Origin of the sequence: Geothrix sp., assembly GCF_030219325.1 — a bacterium.
Taxonomy (GTDB): domain Bacteria; phylum Acidobacteriota; class Holophagae; order Holophagales; family Holophagaceae; genus Geothrix.
In genome coordinates this window covers 3,077,420-3,095,366 of record NZ_CP126625.1, presented here as the reverse complement: position 1 = coordinate 3,095,366, position 17,947 = coordinate 3,077,420, and the positions used below count along the sequence as shown (strand labels likewise).

At 67.4% G+C, this 17,947-nt stretch carries 18 protein-coding genes; 9 read left to right on the top strand and 9 right to left on the bottom strand.

Features of this window, described 5'->3' with window-relative positions:
* Positions 1–5 precede the first annotated feature (5 nt).
* From QOZ81_RS13770 to QOZ81_RS13760, 3 genes are read left to right on the top strand one after another with little or no spacing between them, the layout of a single operon-like run.
* Entirely contained in the window at positions 6–704 is a 699-nt protein-coding gene (locus QOZ81_RS13770; protein WP_291205190.1) for a redoxin family protein, read from the top strand.
* The gene (locus QOZ81_RS13765; RefSeq protein ID WP_291205193.1) at positions 691–1,917 is read left to right on the top strand and encodes a DUF3570 domain-containing protein; all 1,227 of its coding nucleotides are present in this window, start codon (positions 691–693) and stop codon (positions 1,915–1,917) included. Before QOZ81_RS13770 ends, QOZ81_RS13765 begins: the two co-directional genes overlap by 14 nt.
* Positions 1,905–2,858, top strand: a complete 954-nt coding sequence (locus tag QOZ81_RS13760; protein ID WP_291205196.1) for an FAD:protein FMN transferase — start codon at positions 1,905–1,907, stop codon at positions 2,856–2,858. Before QOZ81_RS13765 ends, QOZ81_RS13760 begins: the two co-directional genes overlap by 13 nt.
* Here the strand turns inward: QOZ81_RS13760 and QOZ81_RS13755 are convergent.
* From QOZ81_RS13755 to QOZ81_RS13720, 8 genes are all read right to left on the bottom strand, one after another.
* On the bottom strand, positions 2,855–4,018 hold the full coding sequence (locus tag QOZ81_RS13755) for a class I SAM-dependent methyltransferase (protein WP_291205199.1): 1,164 nt from the start codon (positions 4,016–4,018) through the stop codon (positions 2,855–2,857). The two genes, QOZ81_RS13760 and QOZ81_RS13755, sit on opposite strands and share 4 nt — an antisense overlap.
* On the bottom strand, positions 4,018–4,965 hold the full coding sequence (locus tag QOZ81_RS13750) for a ribose-phosphate diphosphokinase (protein ID WP_291205202.1): 948 nt from the start codon (positions 4,963–4,965) through the stop codon (positions 4,018–4,020). The genes QOZ81_RS13755 and QOZ81_RS13750 overlap by 1 nt, the downstream gene beginning before the upstream one ends.
* A 99-nt stretch (positions 4,966–5,064) precedes the next feature.
* A complete protein-coding gene (locus QOZ81_RS13745; protein ID WP_291205205.1) occupies positions 5,065–5,568 on the bottom strand; it encodes a DinB family protein in 504 nt (167 codons plus the stop codon).
* 65 nt (positions 5,569–5,633) lie between these two features.
* Entirely contained in the window at positions 5,634–6,326 is a 693-nt protein-coding gene (locus QOZ81_RS13740) for a helix-turn-helix transcriptional regulator (RefSeq protein WP_291205208.1), read from the bottom strand.
* 16 nt (positions 6,327–6,342) lie between these two features.
* Complete coding sequence (murA, locus tag QOZ81_RS13735) at positions 6,343–7,644, bottom strand: UDP-N-acetylglucosamine 1-carboxyvinyltransferase (RefSeq protein WP_291205211.1); 1,302 nt, start codon at positions 7,642–7,644, stop codon at positions 6,343–6,345.
* Positions 7,645–7,725: 81 nt separating this feature from the next.
* Positions 7,726–8,337: a DUF1579 domain-containing protein gene (locus tag QOZ81_RS13730; protein ID WP_291205214.1), complete on the bottom strand. Its 612-nt coding sequence runs from the start codon at positions 8,335–8,337 to the stop codon at positions 7,726–7,728.
* A gap of 125 nt (positions 8,338–8,462) precedes the next feature.
* Complete coding sequence (gene lepB / locus QOZ81_RS13725) at positions 8,463–8,894, bottom strand: signal peptidase I (RefSeq protein ID WP_291205221.1); 432 nt, start codon at positions 8,892–8,894, stop codon at positions 8,463–8,465.
* A gap of 6 nt (positions 8,895–8,900) precedes the next feature.
* Positions 8,901–9,254: a 6-carboxytetrahydropterin synthase gene (locus QOZ81_RS13720; protein WP_291205223.1), complete on the bottom strand. Its 354-nt coding sequence runs from the start codon at positions 9,252–9,254 to the stop codon at positions 8,901–8,903.
* Between the two features lie 157 nt (positions 9,255–9,411).
* Between QOZ81_RS13720 and QOZ81_RS13715 the strand changes: the two genes are divergently transcribed.
* The 3 genes from QOZ81_RS13715 (at position 9,412) to QOZ81_RS13705 (ending at position 13,649) form a co-directional block, all read left to right on the top strand.
* Positions 9,412–11,448 carry a (Fe-S)-binding protein gene (locus QOZ81_RS13715; RefSeq protein WP_291205226.1) on the top strand — a complete coding sequence of 679 codons (2,037 nt, stop codon included), beginning with the start codon at positions 9,412–9,414 and terminating at the stop codon, positions 11,446–11,448.
* Between the two features lie 191 nt (positions 11,449–11,639).
* Positions 11,640–13,247: a peptidylprolyl isomerase gene (locus QOZ81_RS13710; RefSeq protein WP_291205229.1), complete on the top strand. Its 1,608-nt coding sequence runs from the start codon at positions 11,640–11,642 to the stop codon at positions 13,245–13,247.
* 18 nt (positions 13,248–13,265) lie between these two features.
* Positions 13,266–13,649 carry a FadR/GntR family transcriptional regulator gene (locus QOZ81_RS13705; protein ID WP_291205232.1) on the top strand — a complete coding sequence of 128 codons (384 nt, stop codon included), beginning with the start codon at positions 13,266–13,268 and terminating at the stop codon, positions 13,647–13,649.
* Between the two features lie 13 nt (positions 13,650–13,662).
* Here the strand turns inward: QOZ81_RS13705 and QOZ81_RS13700 are convergent, their stop codons facing one another.
* Positions 13,663–14,730: a 3-deoxy-7-phosphoheptulonate synthase gene (locus QOZ81_RS13700; RefSeq protein ID WP_291205235.1), complete on the bottom strand. Its 1,068-nt coding sequence runs from the start codon at positions 14,728–14,730 to the stop codon at positions 13,663–13,665.
* A 270-nt stretch (positions 14,731–15,000) separates the two neighbouring features.
* On the opposite strand from QOZ81_RS13700, the gene QOZ81_RS13695 reads away from it, so the two are divergent.
* The 3 genes from QOZ81_RS13695 to QOZ81_RS13685 all read left to right on the top strand — a co-directional run bounded on the left by QOZ81_RS13695 (position 15,001) and on the right by QOZ81_RS13685 (position 17,919).
* The gene (locus tag QOZ81_RS13695; RefSeq protein WP_291205238.1) at positions 15,001–16,542 is read left to right on the top strand and encodes a sigma-54 interaction domain-containing protein; all 1,542 of its coding nucleotides are present in this window, start codon (positions 15,001–15,003) and stop codon (positions 16,540–16,542) included.
* Between the two features lie 213 nt (positions 16,543–16,755).
* The gene (locus QOZ81_RS13690) at positions 16,756–16,971 is read left to right on the top strand and encodes a hypothetical protein (RefSeq protein ID WP_291205241.1); all 216 of its coding nucleotides are present in this window, start codon (positions 16,756–16,758) and stop codon (positions 16,969–16,971) included.
* Positions 16,972–17,061: 90 nt separating this feature from the next.
* Positions 17,062–17,919 carry a TorF family putative porin gene (locus QOZ81_RS13685; protein WP_291205244.1) on the top strand — a complete coding sequence of 286 codons (858 nt, stop codon included), beginning with the start codon at positions 17,062–17,064 and terminating at the stop codon, positions 17,917–17,919.
* Positions 17,920–17,947 lie beyond the last annotated feature (28 nt).

The window sequence follows — 17,947 nt, the reverse complement described above, 5'->3', positions numbered from 1 at the left end:
GATCCATGCACCCACGGTTTCCGCTCCACCGGCCCCTGGCCGCCCTCCTGCTGATGATGGGCGCCCTGCTCCATGCCGCCGGACCGGGTGGTCCCGCTCCGGCCATCCAGCTGAAAGACCAGGGGGGGAAGGCCTTCTCCCTGGAAGCCCTCAGGGGGCAGGTGGTGGTGGTGGATTTCTGGGCTTCCTGGTGCGGCCCCTGCCGCAAGAGCCTGCCGGAACTGGATGCCCTCCAGGCGCGGTTCGCAGGCCAGGGGGTGCGCGTGGTGGGCATCTCCCTGGACGCGGATGCCAGCGCCGTGGCGACCTTCCTGGAGAAGGTGCCCGTGCGGTTCACGATCCTCCACGATCCGGCGGGCCAGACCGGCGAGGCCTTCTCGGTGGTGGCCATGCCCACGACCTTCATCCTTGACCGGGAAGGCCGCATCGCCGCCCGCTTCGAGGGGGGCTCGCACGCCCAGGAGGAGGCCGCCATCGTGGCCGCCTTGCTGGCGGGAGGCGCCGCGGCGGGTGAAGTCCGCGTCGCGGCTGGGCTGCAGGCCACGGGCGCCCTCAAGGCCTGGCGGCGCGGCCACCTGGCGGATCCCATCATGGCCCTCGATGGCGACCGGCTCACGGCCCTCCTGCGGGAACACGTCCATGCCAGCAAGGAAGGGGCCGCGGGCAATGGCGGCGCGGCGGGAGGTGGCTGTGGCTGCAACTGAACGCGCCTTCATCCTCCGGCGCAGGAGCCGCCTGGTCCTGCGGGGCATGCCATGGATGGTCGCGGGCCTCGGCATGCTGGGCGGTCGGGTCGCCCGGGCCCAGTCCTTCGTGGAGCTGCGCTATCTGTTCTACAGCGAGTCCGATGGCCGGACGCGGGTCCAGAACCCCACCCTCCTGCTCCACCACGAGTTCAGCGAGGCCCTCGGCCAGATCGACCTGCTGCTCTCCCACGACAGCATCTCCGGCGCCTCGCCCACGGGCGCCTATCCGACCCTCAGCGTGACCACCAGCACCTCGGCCTCGGGCCAGACCAGCACGAACGCGGCCGGCAAGATCCCGATGGCGCAGTACACCGACGAGCGGAAATCCGAAGGGATCACCTACAGCCGCCGCTTCGGCGCCCACCTGCCCACGGTGGACCTCTCCCACTCGGTGGAGAAGGACTACATCGCCCGGGGCTACGGCCTCTCCGATGCCTGGACCCTGTTCGAGGGCCGCGGCACCCTCCACTACGGCATCTCCCTGTCCGACGACACCGTGGCGCCGGTGACCAGCACCCTCCGCCAGCCGAAGAAGACCCACGGCTACTCGCTGGGATGGACCTGGGTGCTGGGCGAGGACGACCTGCTGGATGTGGGCCTCTCCCGCATGAACCTCAAGGGCGATCTCAACGAGCCCTATCTCATCGTGCCGGTCGGCATCACCACGGCGCCCGAGCGCCGCCCGGACACCCGCGCGCGGGATGCCTACTTCGTCAAGCAGGCACACTACTTCGAGTGGGACGGCGCCCTCAAGACCACGTACCGCTTCTACCGCGACGACTGGGGCCTCAAGGCCCACACCCTGGACTTCACCTACGACCAGCACCTCGACGAGGGCTGGATCCTCACGCCCCGGGTGCGCCTCTACAGCCAGAACGCCGCCACCTTCTACGACGCCAGGTTCGCCGCCCCCCAGACCTACATGTCCTCGGACTACCGGCTCTCGGCCTTCAGCAGCGTCCTGCTCGGTTGCGCCATCTCCACCGAACTCTCGGAGGGACTGACGCTAAGCCTCGGGGCCACCTACCAGATCCAGCAGGGCAAGAACCCGGTGACGCCGCTGCAGACCGCCGCCACCGGGAGCTCTCCCGCTGTCTACGCAGGCCCCACGACCTCCGCGGCAGACGTCAACACCACCACCGCCACCCTGAGCCTGAAGTGGCAGTACTGACGGCGCCGGAGTCACGGACGCTCTACCAGGCCCGCTTCCCCCTCATGGGCGGCGAGGCGGAGGTGAAGTTCGTGGATGTCCGTGGCCAGGACGCGGCGACGACCCTCATGCAGGCGGCCGTGGCCGAAGCCCGGCGGATCGAAGCCAAGTTTTCCCGCTACCGTCCGACCAGCGTGATTTCGGAGATCAACACCGAAGCAGGCGGTGCGCCGGTGATCATCGATGACGAGACCGAGGGCCTCGTGAGGGCCGCGCTGGACCTGGCCGTGCTCACGGAGGGCCGGTTCGACCCCACGGTGGGCGTGCTCCGGCGGGTCTGGGATTTCCGGAAGGGCGTGGTGCCCGCCGAGAAGGCCATCCAGGCCCTGCTGCCCTGCGTGGATGCCGGCGCCGTGGAGCTGCGCTGCGGCACGGTCCGGCTGGCGCGGCGGGGCATGGAACTGGATCTCGGCGGCGTGGGCAAGGAGTATGCGGCGGACCGGGTGGCGGAACTGCTCCGGGCGGGAGGCGCGGAATCGGCCCTGGTGAACCTGCTGGGGGATGTGCGCACCGTGGGGTCGCGTGGCGATCGGAAGCCCTGGGTCATCGGCGTGCAGGACCCCCGCGACCGCGACCGCTTCCGGCTCGCCATCCGGGCGAAGGGGGACTGCGGCATCGCGACCTCGGGCGACTATGAACGCGGCTTCGAGGTGGAGGGCATCCGCTACCACCACCTCCTGGATGCCACCACGGGGCACCCCGCCCGGGGCCTCGCCTCAGTCACGGTGGTGGCGCCCACGGCCTTCGAGGCGGGGCGGTTGTCCACGGCCACCTTCCTGCTGGGGCCGCAGCGCGGGCTGCACCTGCTCGAATCCTCGACCTCGGTGGAGGGCGCTCTCATCACCGAGGCCGGCGAGCTGCTGACGACTACGGGTCTCGCGAGGATCGCCACCTTTGCCTAAGCCCGGGCCGTAAGGGCCCCCACGGTGAAGTTCGGGTGCCGGTCCATGAGGGGGCGGGGCGGCGGGGTATGCGCGATCTGGGCGAACCCGGCGTGGCGCAGGGCCTCGTCCCAGGCCTCCGGCGTGAGGAAGCCATGGCGGGGACGCCAGCGGGGATCCAGGGTGACCTCGGTGAAGCTCTTGATGAAGTTGAAGAAGAACTCCAGGTAGAGGGGCTGGTCCAGGGTGGGCTTCAGGCACTCCCCGATCACCAGGCGGCCGGATGGTTTCAGCCGGCTCCGCAGGTCGCCCAGGGTGGCTTCGAGGTCCTGGGCCACGTGCAGCACGTTGATGCCCACGATGGCATCCAGGCTGGCGGGCCCGATGCCCTGGTCTTCGAGCGGGCGGTTCAGGTCCAGCGCCTGGAAGCTGAGGGGAAGGCCCGGGGCGGCGGCCTTCAACTCGCGCTGGGCGCGGCGCAGGAAGGTCGGGGCCACATCCGTGAAGCGGTACTCAGCGATGCGGGCGAGCCAGCCCTCCTCCGCGCCCTTCCACGCCACCAGCTGGGCGAAGGAGCCGGCACCGGCACCCAGCTCCATCACCCGGGCCCCTTCTGGCAGCTGCTCGCGCAGGGCCAGCAGGGCGAGCAGGTTGTTGGGGTAGTAGCACAGGTTCTCGTTGCGGAAGTAGGAGAGCCAGAGGGGGAAGAGCGTCAGGTCGAAGAGCAGGCCCTCGCCGGCCTTCCCTTCGGTGAAGTAGGGGCGGATCCGCTCGCGCACGCCGTCGAGCAGATCGAAATTGACGCCGTGGTCCGGGGCCTCGGCCTCCATGAGGGCGCGGATCCCGGCCAGGTCCAGGGGCGGGTTGCCGCTCAAGGTGTAGACCTCGCCCATCCGGGTGAGCAGGCCCTCATAGGTGAGGAAGGGCAGCATCCAGGCCAGGGGTTTCCGGACCTGGTCAGACAGCCCAAGGCAGAGCTGATCAAGCGTGGTTCCGGCCCGGAGCCGGTCCTCCCAACCCAGATCCAGGAGCAGCAGCAGGCAGATCCGGGCGGTGTACAGCTCCGAGGCCCGGTGCATCAGCAGGAAGGGCCGGGTGAAGAGCCGGATGATCTCGGACCCCTGAGGCCCCAGCAGCTCGAGGCTGGGGACAGCCTCGATGGGGCCGAGGAGTGAGTCCATCAGTCCATCATCTCGCTGATGCTCCGTCCTCCGTGGATGCGCAGGATCGCGTCGCCGAAGAGCGCCGCGGTGGAGAGCACCTTGAGGTAGGGCATGGCCTTGGCGCGCTCGGGGGACACCGGGATGCTGTCCGTGACCACCAGCTCGTCCAGGTTCGCGGAGTTGAGCGTCTCCAGCGCGTTGCCCGAGAACACGGGATGGGTGACGCCCACGCGCACGGACTTGGCGCCCAGCTCGCGGAGGATGCGGGCGGCCTCCTTGATGGAGCCGCCGGTGGCGATCTCGTCATCGTAGATGATGGCGTCGCGCCCCTTCACGTCGCCGATGAGGGCCACGCTCTGGGCCTTCTCGGAGTCATCGAAGCGGCGCTTGTCGATGATGGCCATGGGCACCGACAGGCGCTTGGCGAAGTGGCCGGCGAACTTGGCGGCGCCGGCATCCGTGGCCACCACCGTGGTGTTGCCGAGGTCCTTGGTCAGGAAGTAGTTGGTGAGGATGGGCGTGGCCAGCAGCTGGTCGGCGGGCTTGCGGAAGAAACCGAGGATTTGGGGGGCATGCAGGGTCATGGTGAGCACCCGGTCCGCGCCGGCGGTTTCCAGCAGGTCGGCCACCAGGCGGGCCGTGATGGAAATGCGCGCCTCGTCCTTCTTGTCGCTGCGGGCGTAGGGGAAGTAGGGCAGGACGGCGGTGATGCGGGCGGCGGACGCGAACTTCAGCGCGTCGATGAGGATCAGCATCTCCATCAGGTTGTCGCTGACGGGGGGGCAGGAGGACTGGATCACGAAGACATCCGCCTCGCGGACGTTCTCCTCGATCTTCACCTTGATGTTCTCGTTCGAGAACCGGGTCACCTTGAGGCGGCCCAGGGGCATGCCCATGTGGGTCGCGATGCCCCTCGCCAGCTCCGGGTGGCTGCTCCCGGAAAAGACCTTCATCTCGCCGAACATGGATCCCCCGATCGTAAATTCAGTGTAACCCAGCGACCGGGTGGCAGTCGTCACAGGGAATGGGGAATCGGCCGGAGGTGGGGAGTTGCCCCTCTCCCCTCAACCCTCGTCGGCGCTGGGTCCGTACAGGGACGGCACCGGCACGTCCAGCAGGCGCAGGTAGACGCTGAGCTGGGCCCGGTGGTGGACGAGATGGTTCATGACGAAGCCGCGGTAGACGGCGATGCGCGGCATGGCGAGGATCACCTGGCCTTCATTCTTCAGGGTCCAGATCACCTGAAAGTCCTCATCACTTGCACTGGAGAGCGCCTCCAGCGCTTTTTCCACACCCGCATCGAGGGTTCGGAGCAGGCCTTCCACCGTATCGCTGGGCTTGGGCTGCCTGGCCCGGGTCTCGGGGAGTCCGAAATCCAGCTCCGTCTCCGTCATCGTGGTGTGGGCCCAGCCCGGCACCGTGACCAGGTGGTTGGCCAGATCGTGGAGGCTGAAGGACTTGGGGTGGGGACGGAAGTCCATGCGGTCCGCGGGGATGCGCTCGATCACCCGGCGGAGGCCGGCCATTTCGTGCCCGAACTCGGGAAGAAGGGATTGGGAGATGGACATGGGGGCTCCTTGGGTTGAGGCCTGAGCATGGCGCAGGGCTCCTGACAGCCTGGTGGCAGGAGAGATCAGGCCCCAGCCGGATTCTCGGCCCGCATGCGCCCGAGGTAGCTCTCCAGATCCTGGCCGCGCGTGGGCTGGAAGGCGTCCATGAGCTCGCCAGCCTGGATCCGGTCCACGCGGAAGGTGCGCAGGGCTTCGCGCAGCTCGCACCAGGCCGCGAGGTGCCAGCGGTAGCCCCAGAAGATCAGACCCAGCGGCTGCACCACCCGGTCCGAGCTGGTCCCATCCGCCCGGGCGTAGGCGATCCGCACGCGGCGTTGCTCCCGCAGTCCCTGGCGGAGCACGCCGAGGAAGCGCGCGGTCTCCGGCGGCACATGGAAATCCGGAACCAGGAACGGGAGGTCCGACAGGGACTTCCGGCGTCCCGCCGGTAGGACCGCCTCCACCTTCCGGAGGAGGCTCTCTGCGGCCTCCCGGAGCGAGGGATCCCCCCAGGCCGCCACGATGCGCGCACCCAGGAGCAGCGCCTCGCCTTCCTCCGCGTTGAACATGAAGGGCGGGAGATCGAAATGCCGGGGCAGGCGGTAGCCCACGCCCGCCTCGCTCTCGATGGGAACGCCGGAGGCCATGAGGTCCGCGACGTCCCGGTACAGGGTGCGCTCGCTGATGCCCAGTTCGCGGGCCAGGCGGGCGGCCGTGCTCACGCGATCCCGCCGCAGCAGCTGCACGATCTGGAAGAGCCGATCGGCGCGACGCATGGCGGGGCCCGGAAACCTAGACCTTGCCGCCGCCCACCCGCTCGATGCGGGCACCCACGCCCTGGAGCTTCTTCTCCAGGCCCGAGTAGCCGCGGTCCAGGTGGTAGATGCGGTCCACGATGGTCTCGCCCTGGGCCACGAGGCCGGCGATCACCAGGGCGGCGCTGGCGCGCAGGTCCGTGGCCATCACGGTGCAGCCCGTCAGGTCCGCGGGGCCCGCCACGATGGCCGTGTGGCCGTCCGTGCGCAGGTTGGCACCCAGGCGCTCCAGCTCCATGGCGTGCTGGAAGCGGTTCTCGAAGATGCCCTCATTGATGACGCTGATGCCGCAGGCCTGGGTCATGACGGCCATCACCTGGGCCTGCAGGTCCGTGGGGAAACCGGGGAAGGGCAGGGTGGTGACATCCTTGGAGCGCAGTTTCTGGCCCGGTTCGCGCTGGACGCGCAGCTGGCGGCCATCCTGGCCCTCGCGCTCCGTGATGACGCAGCCCGAACGCTCCAGCAGGTCCAGCAGCGAGCGCAGGTGCTCCGGTTCGCAGCGGTCCAGCACCACGTCGCCGCAGGCGGCGGCCACGGCGCAGAGGTAGGTGCCGGCCTCGATGCGGTCGGCGATGACGGCGTGCTCACAGCCGTGCAGCTCCGACACGCCCGTGATGGTGAGGGTGCCCGTGCCGATGCCCTCGATCTGGGCGCCCATCTCCACCAGCAGTCGGGCCAGGTCGCCGATCTCGGGCTCCAGGGCGGCGTTGCGCAGGACCGTGGTGCCCTCGGCCAGGGTGGCGGCGGTGAGGATGTTTTCCGTGGCCCCCACGCTCACTTTCTCGAAGGTGTGGTCGATGGCCTTCAGGCGCCCCTTCACGGAGGCGTGGATGTAGCCGTGGCTGATCTCGATGCGGGCGCCCATGCGCTCCAGGGCCTCCAGGTGGAGGTTCACGGGGCGGGCGCCGATGGCGCAGCCGCCGGGTAGGCTCACCGTGGCTTTGCCGAACCGGGCGAGGAGGGGCCCCAGCACCAGGATGGAGGCGCGCATGGTCTTCACCAGGTCGTACGGGGCCTTCGGATCCTCCGAACCGGCGCAGGCCAGCTTCGCCGTGAGCTCGAAACCATCGGGATGGGCCTCCAGGGAGGCCTCGGTACCCAGGGCCTGGAGTACCTTCACCATGGTGCGGATGTCCGCCACGGCGGGCAGGTTGGACAGGACCACCGGTTCCGCGGTCAGCAGCGTCGCCGCCAGACACGGCAACGCCGCGTTCTTGGCACCCGACACCCGGATGCGCCCCCGCAGGGGATGTCCACCTTGGATCACCAGTCGGTCCATCGAAACTCCAGCCTTCCAGCGTAGCCCAACCTGGCCGGTGCCCGCCTGGAAGCTGGGGCCTCATCGCGCCGGGGAACCCCCCTACTTCTGGCGCGTGTAGGCGATCTCCATGGTCTTGACCTCTTTCCCGCCCCGGATTTCGTACCACTCCATGACGTGGGAATCGTCATCCGCGATCTTCACGGTCTGCCGGACCTTCACCATCGTGCCCGGCTTCATCACGTTGACCATGTCGCCCTTGTAGGTGAAGGTCTTGGCGGCGGGGTCGTACTTTCCCGTCATGAGCATGATGGAGGTGCCCATGTTGTCGGCCCAGGTGGCCGTGAAGTGCTTGGCCACGTTGTCATAGCCCGTGAGTCCGAGACCCTGGAAGGCCATGCCGCCGAACGTGCCCTTGTACTCCCCCTGGATGAAGCGTCCGTCCATCAAGGACGTGTAGACGGCGGTGCCGGTGGACGTCTCGGGTGGAGCTCCGGGCTGCATCCACATCTTGGTGGCGAAGTTCCACTGGCCGGCGAGCGAGGCGAGGAGCTTGTGGTTCGGGCCCGGTGCGGCGGCCTTCTGCCAAGCGTCCATCATCGCCTGCTGATCGGCCGTGGGGGCTTTCGGCTTCGCCTCCTGGGCCGGGAGTGGCAGGGCCACGGCCAGGCTGGCGGCGGCCATGGTGCGCGTGAAGAGTCGTTGCAGGGACATGATCGGCCTCCTACAAGATGCTCGGGAACGAGCGGAGGAATACCGTATCACAGCCGAGAAAAATTAATTCAATTCTCACGAAATAGCTGTTTTTTCATTTCAAGACTCTTGGAGGGAGGACGCTCTTAGAGGATCCGCCCCTGCATCGCCGTGGGCGGGAGTGGGCCCCAGCGCCGTCCATCCTGGCTCTCGGGCCGGTTGTCGCCGAGAACCAGGAAGCCCGCTCCACAGGTCAGGGTGCCCTGGCCGGAGCGCTCGGGATGGGTCACCCAGGGTTCGTCGAGGCGCTGGCCGTCGATCCAGACATCGGGACCCCGCCAGGTGACCGCTTCGCCCGGCAGACCGATGACGCGCTTCGCGGACGAACCCGTTGGACCCGCCACGATCCACACTTCGCCGCGTCTCGGGGCATGGCTGATCCAGGCCCTCAGCGCCCAGCGCAGGTCGTCATCCCTCAGCGCCGGTTCCATGCTCCGCCCCGCCACGCGAACCGGATGCACGACAGCCAGCGGCGATACGGCAAGGACCACCGCGGCCAGGGGGATCCAGGGGCGCATGGGGGTCTAGGCCCTTACCGCCAGCCGCCGTCCCGTCCCGTCCGTCAGCGCGACCTCCCGGAGGCGGGCCGGGGCCGGGACAAAGGGGGCGAGTTCGGCCAGCAGGCGCCGGGCCAGGGCCAGGGGGCCATCCAGGCCCAGGTCCGAGAGCAGCCGTCCCTGCAGGGGGGCCAGGCTGCGGTCCAGGGCCGCCTCCAGGTCGCGGAAGTCCACCACCACGTCGAAGCCGTCCAGGCCCTGCCGCGCGGTCACCACCTCCACCGTGTAGTCATGGCCCTCCCAGGCCTCGCCGGATCGGAACACCACCGACAGCGGGCGGGTCACCGCGGCTTCAAAATGAAGGGGGGGGGGCGTGGTCAACTCGGGCTCCAGGACCTGACTCCAGGTCGGGCCTTCAGTTTCGCATGGCCACCGGTACACTGGGCCTTCGACCACATACCTGATAACCAGGTGGGACAATGGAAGGACCCCGGCCACGCCGGGGCCCGCACAGACCGCTCATCGCAAGGAGTCGCCCATGAAGGCCCTGGAAATCGCTCTGTTCTGGCTCATGACCCTGGGTGCCGCCGGTTTCTTCGCCTGGACCATCCGCCAGCGGCTGGCCACGCTGAAGGCGGGCCTGCCGGATAACCGCTTCGACCAGCCCTGGGTGCGCCTGAAGGGCGTGTTCACGCTGGCCATCATGCAGAAGCGCATGGTGCGCGACAAGTACGCGGGCTTCTACCACATCCTCATCTTCTGGGGCTTCTGCGTCCTGGCCCTGCGCTCCATCGGCCTGGTGGTGGAGGGCCTCTTCCCGGCCTTCCACATGACCGAGGCCCTGGGTCGCTTCGGGTATGGGTACCAGTTCACGAAGGACATCTTCGAGGTGCTGGTGCTCCTGGGCCTGGGCCTGGCCGCCTGGCGCCGCCTGGTGGTGAAGCCCTGGCGCCTGGAGAACTCCTGGGACGCCTGGGCCACCCTGAGCCTCATCGGCAGCCTGATGATCACCGACCTGCTGGCGGATGGCGCCTACATCTGGCTGCACAACCCCGCCTGGAAGACCTGGGCGCCCGCGAGCCTCTTCATCGCCAACCTGCTGCGGCCCCTGGGCGGCACGGGCCTGCTGGTGCTCTACAAGAGCATGTGGTGGCTGCACCTGGCGATCCTCTACTTCTTCGCCAACTTCCTGCCCTACTCCAAGCACTTCCACGTGTTCACGTCGCTGTTCAACATCTACTTCCGCGAGCTGGAGCCCAACAAGAACCTCAAGCCCATGGACATGGAGGCCGAGCACTTCGGCATCAACAAGATCCAGGACTTCACCTGGAAGCAGATGCTCGACTTCTACACCTGCGTGGAGTGCGGCCGCTGCCTCGAGAACTGCCCCACGACGCTCACCGGCAAGCCCCTTCGTCCGAAGGATTTTGGCACCGACCTGCGCGACTACCTGAAGGCCACGCCCCTCGACCAGATGGGCCAGGACAAGTCGGTTCCCGAAGATCGCCTGCTCATCGGCGGCCCAGTGCCTGAGGGCTCGTACTGGAAGCGCGACGAGGAAGCGGCCCCCTGGAGCAAGGAGCAGCTGGAGGGCTGGATCAGCCAGGACACCATCTGGGCCTGCACCAGCTGCGGCTACTGCGAGTGGGCCTGCCCCCTGCAGATCAGCTTCGTGGACAAGATCATCGGCATGCGCCGCTACCTCACCCTCGAAGAAAGCAACTTCCCCGCGGAGGCCCAGGTCGCTTTCAAGGGCATGGAGCGCCAGGGCAACCCCTGGAACCTGGCCCAGGCCGACCGCGCCAAGTGGGCCGAGGGACTGGAAGTGCCCACCATCGCCGACAACCCCGAAGCCGAGTATCTGTTCTGGGTGGGCTGTGCGGGTTCGTACGATGCCGCCGGGCAGAAGGTCTCCCAGGCTCTGGTGAAGCTGCTGAAGGCGGCCAAGGTCTCCTTCGCCATCCTGGGCACCGAGGAGAGCTGCACCTGCGAATCCGCCCGGCGCCTGGGGAACGAGTACCTCTTCCAGACCGCCACGGAAACCAACGTGGAGCTGCTCAAGGGTCACGGCGTCAAGAAGGTCATCACCAACTGTCCCCACTGCCTCAACACTCTGAAGAACGAGTACCCGGCCTTTGGCGGTGACTTCGAGGTGGTGCACGGCACCGAACTGGTGGCCAAGCTCATCGGCGAAGGCAAGCTGAAGATGGAACAAACCGTGGATGTGGACCTCACCTACCACGATCCCTGCTACCTCAGCCGCATCAACGGCCAGGTGGAGGCGCCCCGCGCCATTCTCGACGCCATCCCCGGCGTGAAGCTCACGGAGATGGAGAAGCACGGCGAAGCCACCATGTGCTGCGGCGCGGGTGGCGGACGCTTCTGGCTGGAGGAGCACCTGGGCAAGCGCGTGAACCACGAGCGCTTCGAACAGGCCCTGGAGACCAAGGCCACCACCATCGCCGTGGGCTGCCCCTTCTGCAACGTCATGCTGAATAACGCGGCGGGCGAGACCAACCACGAGGGCGTGGCCACGACGGACGTGCTGGAGCTGGCGGCGAAGGCTCTGAAGTAGGACGAAGCCGATTCACGTGGGGCCAGGCTCGGGTCGACCTTGACCCGAGCCTGGCCCTGGCGCATGGTGGTGGCCAATCTCGGGTGTTCCGACAACCACGAGGAAATTCGTCCAACTGGGCTCCCGATCTTGTGGACGCACCAGGCAAGGCACAGTGAATCCGGTCCCAACGGCGGTGAAAGGCGGTCCCCATGCTGAGACGCGCGCTTCGATGGTTCCTGCTTGGCGCTTTCGCCTGCGCCGGGTGCCTGGGGGGCGTCGGAGCCGAGGGCGATCCGCAGCAGCCGAGGGTCAGGCTCTCGACCTCCATGGGTGTCATCGTCGTCGAGCTCGATGCCCAGAAGGCCCCCCTCTCCACCGCCAACTTTCTTGGCTATGTCCGGTCCGGCCACTATGACGGCACCCAGTTCCATCGCGTGATGCCAGGATTCATGATCCAGGGCGGCGGCTTTTCCGAGCAGATGAAGGAAAAACCGACCGGGCCGCCCATTCGAAACGAATCTGGGAATGGGCTCTCCAATCGCCGCGGCACTCTGGCCATGGCCCGGACCAATGATCCCGATTCGGCCACGGCACAGTTCTTCATCAACGTGCGGGACAACCCGATGCTGGATCCCCCCGGACGCAATGGCGGCTACGCGGTATTCGGCCGCGTCATCGATGGGATGGAGGTCGTCGATGCCATCCGGACCGTTCCCACGGGCAGGGTCGGCCCGCATTCGGACGTGCCCCTCTCGCCGGTCATGATCGAACGGGCGGAGTTGCTCACTCCAGGAACGGCCACCCCTGTGGCGGTACCGAGGCCCAGCGAACGCGCAGGAACCGGGCCGGTGCGCGTCAGGTGGCGGCTGGTGTCGAGTTTCCTGAAGACCCCCCATGGATCGTTCCAGCTGACCGAACAACTCTGCAAGCGGGTGGGTGAGTTGACGGATGGGGGATTCCAGATCTCAGCCCTCGATGGCGGCAGCCTGTTCCCAGCCCGGAGGCTGGTTGACGAGGTGGGCCGGGAGAAGGGGGTCGAGGCGGGACACGTGGTCGCCGACCTCTTCGTCAGCAGGAATGCCGCCTTTGCCTTCGATTCGGCCCTGCCCTTTGGCCTGAGCGAGCGACGACACAAGGCCTGGATGAGGGGCGGAGGCGGTCTTGGCCTCATGCGGGAGTTCTATCGCCCTTATGGGCTCATCAGCTTCCCAGGCGGCAGCGCCGGGCCCCGGAAGGGGATCTGGTCCCGCAAAGAAATCCATTCACTGAAGGACCTCAAGGGCCTGCGGGTCAACATCCAGGGGCTTGGCGCCCAGGTGTTCGCGGCCTTGGGGGCAGCCCCCCAGAGCTTCCCACCCAACGAGGTGGTAGCGGCGCTGGAACGCGGGACCCTGGATGCCGCCGAGTGGCCCGGCTCCGGCGCGGATGGAGACCCGCGAGGGCTGGCCAAAGTGGCGAAGTACTACTACCACCAGGGCTGGATGGAATCGAGTACGTACCTCACCTTCTACGTGAACCTCAGGGCCTGGGAATCACTCTCCGAGACCTATCGGGCAGCCTTCGAAAAGGCCTGTGCCGAGGTTGACGCCACTCCCGCGGCCCAGGGCGACCGCCTCGACCCGGCCGGATTCAAACGACTGGCAGTACCAGAAACCAATATTAGGACGTACCCAGCTGATGTGATGGATGGCGCCCGTGCCGCCGCACAAAGGCTCTATGCCGAGGAGGCGGCGAAAAACCCGGAGTTCAAGAAGATCTACGAATCCTGGGAGAAGTCCCGCAATAGCTCCTGGGGAAAGTCCAGCAACAGCCGCTGACTATGGCCAGCGTTGTTCATGGCCATCCCATCCACCAGGGTGCTCTCCAGTCGCCCCGGCCAGGATGGTGTGGGTGAGGTCGGGCTGGGCTGGCACCTTTCCGGATCGACATGGTCGGGCCCGGACGCCAGTACCTTCAACGAACTCGACTCGGCCTTCCATGGGGCCATCGCCCGCGCCACCGGCAACCTGCTGGCGGCCGAGCTCACCATCGCCTTGCGCGAGGCCCAGCGCCCCCGGTTGTTAGCCTCGCTCCGGGCGGTGCTGGACCTGCCTGCCGTCACGACCCGGCTGCGCGCCGACCACCACGGCATCTACGAGGCGATCCGCCAGGGCCAGCCCCAGGCAGCGGCGGACCGGGTGGAGGCCCATATCGTGCAGTTCTACGGCCCGGTGAGCTGAGGCTCCTTGGGGTTCAGCGATTCGGCAGGACCTCCTTCAGCAGGTTCCGCGTGTCGCGCAACATGGCCACGGTGTCGTCCCAGCCCAGGCAGGCGTCGGTGACGGAGCAGCCGTACTTGAGGGTGGAAAGGTCCGCCGGGATGGGTTGGTTCCCTTCTTCGATGAAGCTTTCGACCATGACGCCGATGATGGAACGGTTGCCCCGGCGGATCTGGTGGGCGCAGTCATGCAGCACCAGGGGCTGCAGGCGCGGATTCTTAAGGCTGTTGGCGTGGGAGCAATCCACCACGATGTTCTCGGCCAGGCCCGCCTTGCGCAGGGCGGCCTCGGCCAGCGAGACGCTCACGGTGTCGTAGTTGGGGCGTCCGCTGCCGCCCCGCAGCACCAGATGGCCCAGGGCATTGCCCCGGGTGCGCACGATGGCGGCCTGGCCCTGGTCGTTGATGCCCAGGAAGCTGTGGGGATGGGAAGCGGAAAGGATGCCGTTCACGGCCGCGCCCAGGTCGCCGTCCGTGGCGTTCTTGAAACCCACGGGGGTGGAGAGGCCGCTGGACATCTCCCGGTGGGTCTGGGACTCGGAAGTCCGGGCCCCGATGGCGGTCCAGGCAATGAGGTCGCCCAGGTACTGGGGCGTGATGGGGTCGAGGGCCTCGGTGCCGGCGGGCAGGCCCAGCTCGCCGATGCGGAGCAGGAACTCCCGGGCTTTCCGGACCCCCTCCTCGATGTGGAAGGAATCGTCCATGCGGGGGTCGTTGACGAAGCCCTTCCAGCCCGTGGAGGTGCGGGGCTTCTCGAAATAGACCCGCATGACCAGCAGCAGGGTATCCGCGACCTCGTCGGCCAGGACCTTCAGCCGCCGGGCGTAGTCCAGCCCGGCCAAGGGATCGTGGATGCTGCAGGGGCCCACCACCACCATGAGGCGGGGGTCCTCCCGGGCCAGGATGCGCTGGAGGTCGCGTCGGCCGATGGCCACGGTCTCGGCGACGGCATCCGGCACGGGCAGAGCCGCGTGGACCTCGCCCGGCGAGGGCATCCGGTCGAAGGCGTCGATGTTGAGGTTTTCGAGGGCCTGGTGGGTCATGGTCGCGGCTTTCCTAGGAAACGAAAAACCCCGATCCCTTGGGAGGATCGGGGTGGTCGGTGGGGGATTCCGGAGTTTAGGAAGGACCCTGGCCGCGCCACGCGCGATCCGCGCGGGGGCTCCAATAGGGATAGGTAAACCGGTGGGACATGGGGCTTCCAGGGGGTGACTCATCCTGAAGCAAGGCGAGATGGATTTCAACCATCATACAAAATTGTCGAAGCAATATTTATTTGATACAATTTTGTAAAAGATGCCCCCGGAGCCCCCATGAACCCCTCGGAGGACGCCCTTCTTCTTTCGCCCCTGCTGGAGCTCAGCCACGCCCTGGCCGCCTCGGACATTCGCTCGGCGCTGCCCCGGGCCCTGGAGATCCTGTCGGAGGCCTTCGGGGCCCTGAACGGGGCCATCCTCCTGGCGGACGAGGAGGGCCGGGGGCTGCGCATCGAGGCGGCCCGGGGCCTGTCCAGGCAGGCGGCAGAGCGAGCCCACTACAAGGCGGGGGAGGGCATCAACGGGCGGGTGCTGGTGAGCGGCAAGGCCGTGGTGCTGCCCCAGGCCAGCCAGGAGCCCCTGTTTCTGGACCGCACGGGCGTGCTCCGGGAGCAGAAGCGCAAGAAGACCGAGCTCTCCTTCTTCTGCGTGCCCATCTTCCTGGACCAGAAGACGGCGGGGACCCTCTGCCTCACGGTGCCCTACGACCGGCACCGCGACTTCGACCGGGACACCAAGCTGCTGCAGATCGCCGCCTCCATGGTGGGCCTGGCCATGAAGGTGGCCCGGCTGGTGGCCGCCGACCGGCAGCGGCTGGTGGAGGAGAACCAGCAGCTGCGCCTGGAGCTGCGTGAGCGCTACGACCTGCGCCACCTCATCGGGCACAGCCACGCCATGCAGCGGGTCTACGAGGCCGTGGCCCAGGCCGCGCCCAGCAGCACCACGGTGCTCATCCGGGGCGAGTCCGGCACGGGCAAGGAGCTGGTGGCCCATGCCCTGCACTACAACTCGCCCCGGGCTGAGAAACCCTTCATCAAGGTGAGCTGCGGGGCCCTGCCGGAGAACCTCATCGAGTCGGAGCTCTTCGGCTACGAGCCCGGCGCCTTCACGGACGCGAGGCACCAGAAGAAGGGCCGCTTCGAGCTGGCCCATGGCGGCACGCTGTTCCTGGACGAGGTGGGGGAGCTGTCCCCGGCCACCCAGGTGAAGCTGCTGCGGGTGCTGCAGGAGCGGGAGTTCGAGCGGCTGGGCGGGGTGAGCCCCGTGAAGGTGGACGTGCGGCTCCTCGCCGCCACGCACCGGGACCTGGAAGCCGCCGTGAAGGCCGGGACCTTCCGCGAGGATCTCTACTACCGCCTGCAGGTCTTCGAGGTGTTCATGCCGCCGCTCCGGGAGCGCCAGGCGGACATCCTGCTGCTGGCGGACCACTTCGTGGAGAAGGTCGCGGCGGCCCAGGGCAAGGACGTGCGCCGCATCTCCACCTCGGCCATCGACATGCTGGCGGCCTACCACTGGCCCGGCAACGTGCGCGAACTGGAGAACGCCATCGAGCGGGCCGTCCTCGTCTGCGAAGGCGGCGTGATCCACGCCCACCATCTGCCCCCCTCCCTGCAGACAGCGGAGGTCTCCGGGACCCTGCCGGGCACGGGTCTGGGGGAGGCTGTGGCCGCCTTCGAGCGGGACCTGCTGCAGGACGCCCTGAAGTCCGCCCGGGGCAACCGCTCCCGTGCCGCCCGGCTGCTGCAGACCACGGAGCGCATCCTGAACTACAAGGTTCAGAAGTACGGATTGGAGCCGGAGCGCTTCCGAAACCTATAGAAATTACAAAAATGTAAGTCATTTACAGTGATAATACATTTTTGTCATTCCATGATGGCATTGTTGTTCGATTTTATTTTTTATAAACAATTAAATATCAATATTTATAAACAATTCTGCTGAGTGAATCTGTATCGGCACAGTCCCTGCCAATGGAATCAGGCAGGGGGGCCGATGGCCGGTCCCCTGGAATCCAACCATGCGGAGGGGACCATGACTACCGGGAGCGCCCAGAGCCTGCCCTGGACCCTCGTCGTGCCCATTCCCAGCACGACGCCGGGGCGCTTTTCCCTGAGCAGGCGAACCCTGTACCGGGCGCTCGCCGTAGTCGTGGCCCTTGCGGCCATCACGCCGCTCTTCGCTGAGGCCGATGCCGACAGCCCGCGGGGAAACCCGCAGCTTCAGGGGGCCGATCCGCAGACGGACTGAAGGACCTCCGCACCGCCAACCCATTCCACTCGTCCGGGGTTCCGACCCTGGCGCAGCCCTACCTAGAAGACCCATTTTCGGGAGTCATCCATGCGGTTCCGGATCCACCTCGCACTCTCCGCGGCCCTGTCCGCCGGCCTGGCCGCCCAGAGCCCTGCGCCACCGCCCGCCGCGCCCGCGCCTCCGGCGCCGCCCACCCTCCTGGGCTTCGCGGTGAGCGGATCGACCACGATCGGTTCCCAGTACATCTTCCGGGGGCTCACCCAGACGGATGGCAAGCCCACGGTCCAGGCAGAGCTCGACCTGGTGCATCCCTCGGGCTTCTACCTGAGCACCAGCCTCAGCAACATCTCCTGGTTCACGGACCAGAACCTGAACACGGCCAGCGCTCCCGTGATGGTGGGGTCCGTGGCCTCGGCCAGTGTCGAGGTGGACCTCTTCGGTGGCTACAAGTGGGGCTTCGCCAAGGACTGGGCTCTGGATGTCGGCCTCTACCGCTACCTCTATCCCGGCACCTACGACAGCCTCGTGGTCTACAAGAATCCGGCCACGACGGAGGCCTACCTGGGCGTGAGCTACAGCTGGGCCAGCCTTAAGTATTCCCGGGTGATCAGCGGCGCCGATTTCGGCGTCGCCGGCGCCGAAGGCACCACCTATGTGGACCTGACCCTGGCCTACCCCCTGGGGGAGAGCGGCTGGACCATCCTGGCCCATGGAGGCAAGACCACCTTCGCTTCGAAGAACGGCGCCGACAACTCCCCGCTGGACTACACCGACTACAAGCTGGGCATCGCGAAGGAACTCAAGGGCTACACCTTCACCCTGGCCGGCACTAACGCGGACACCAAGGGCCTGGCCTCGGACAACCAGACGCCCCTCTACGACAACGCCATGGGCCGGAACATCGGCAAGGGGCGGGTGACCTTCACCATCGCCAAGGCCTTCTAGACCTGGTACCCACGCACGCCGCCTTCCC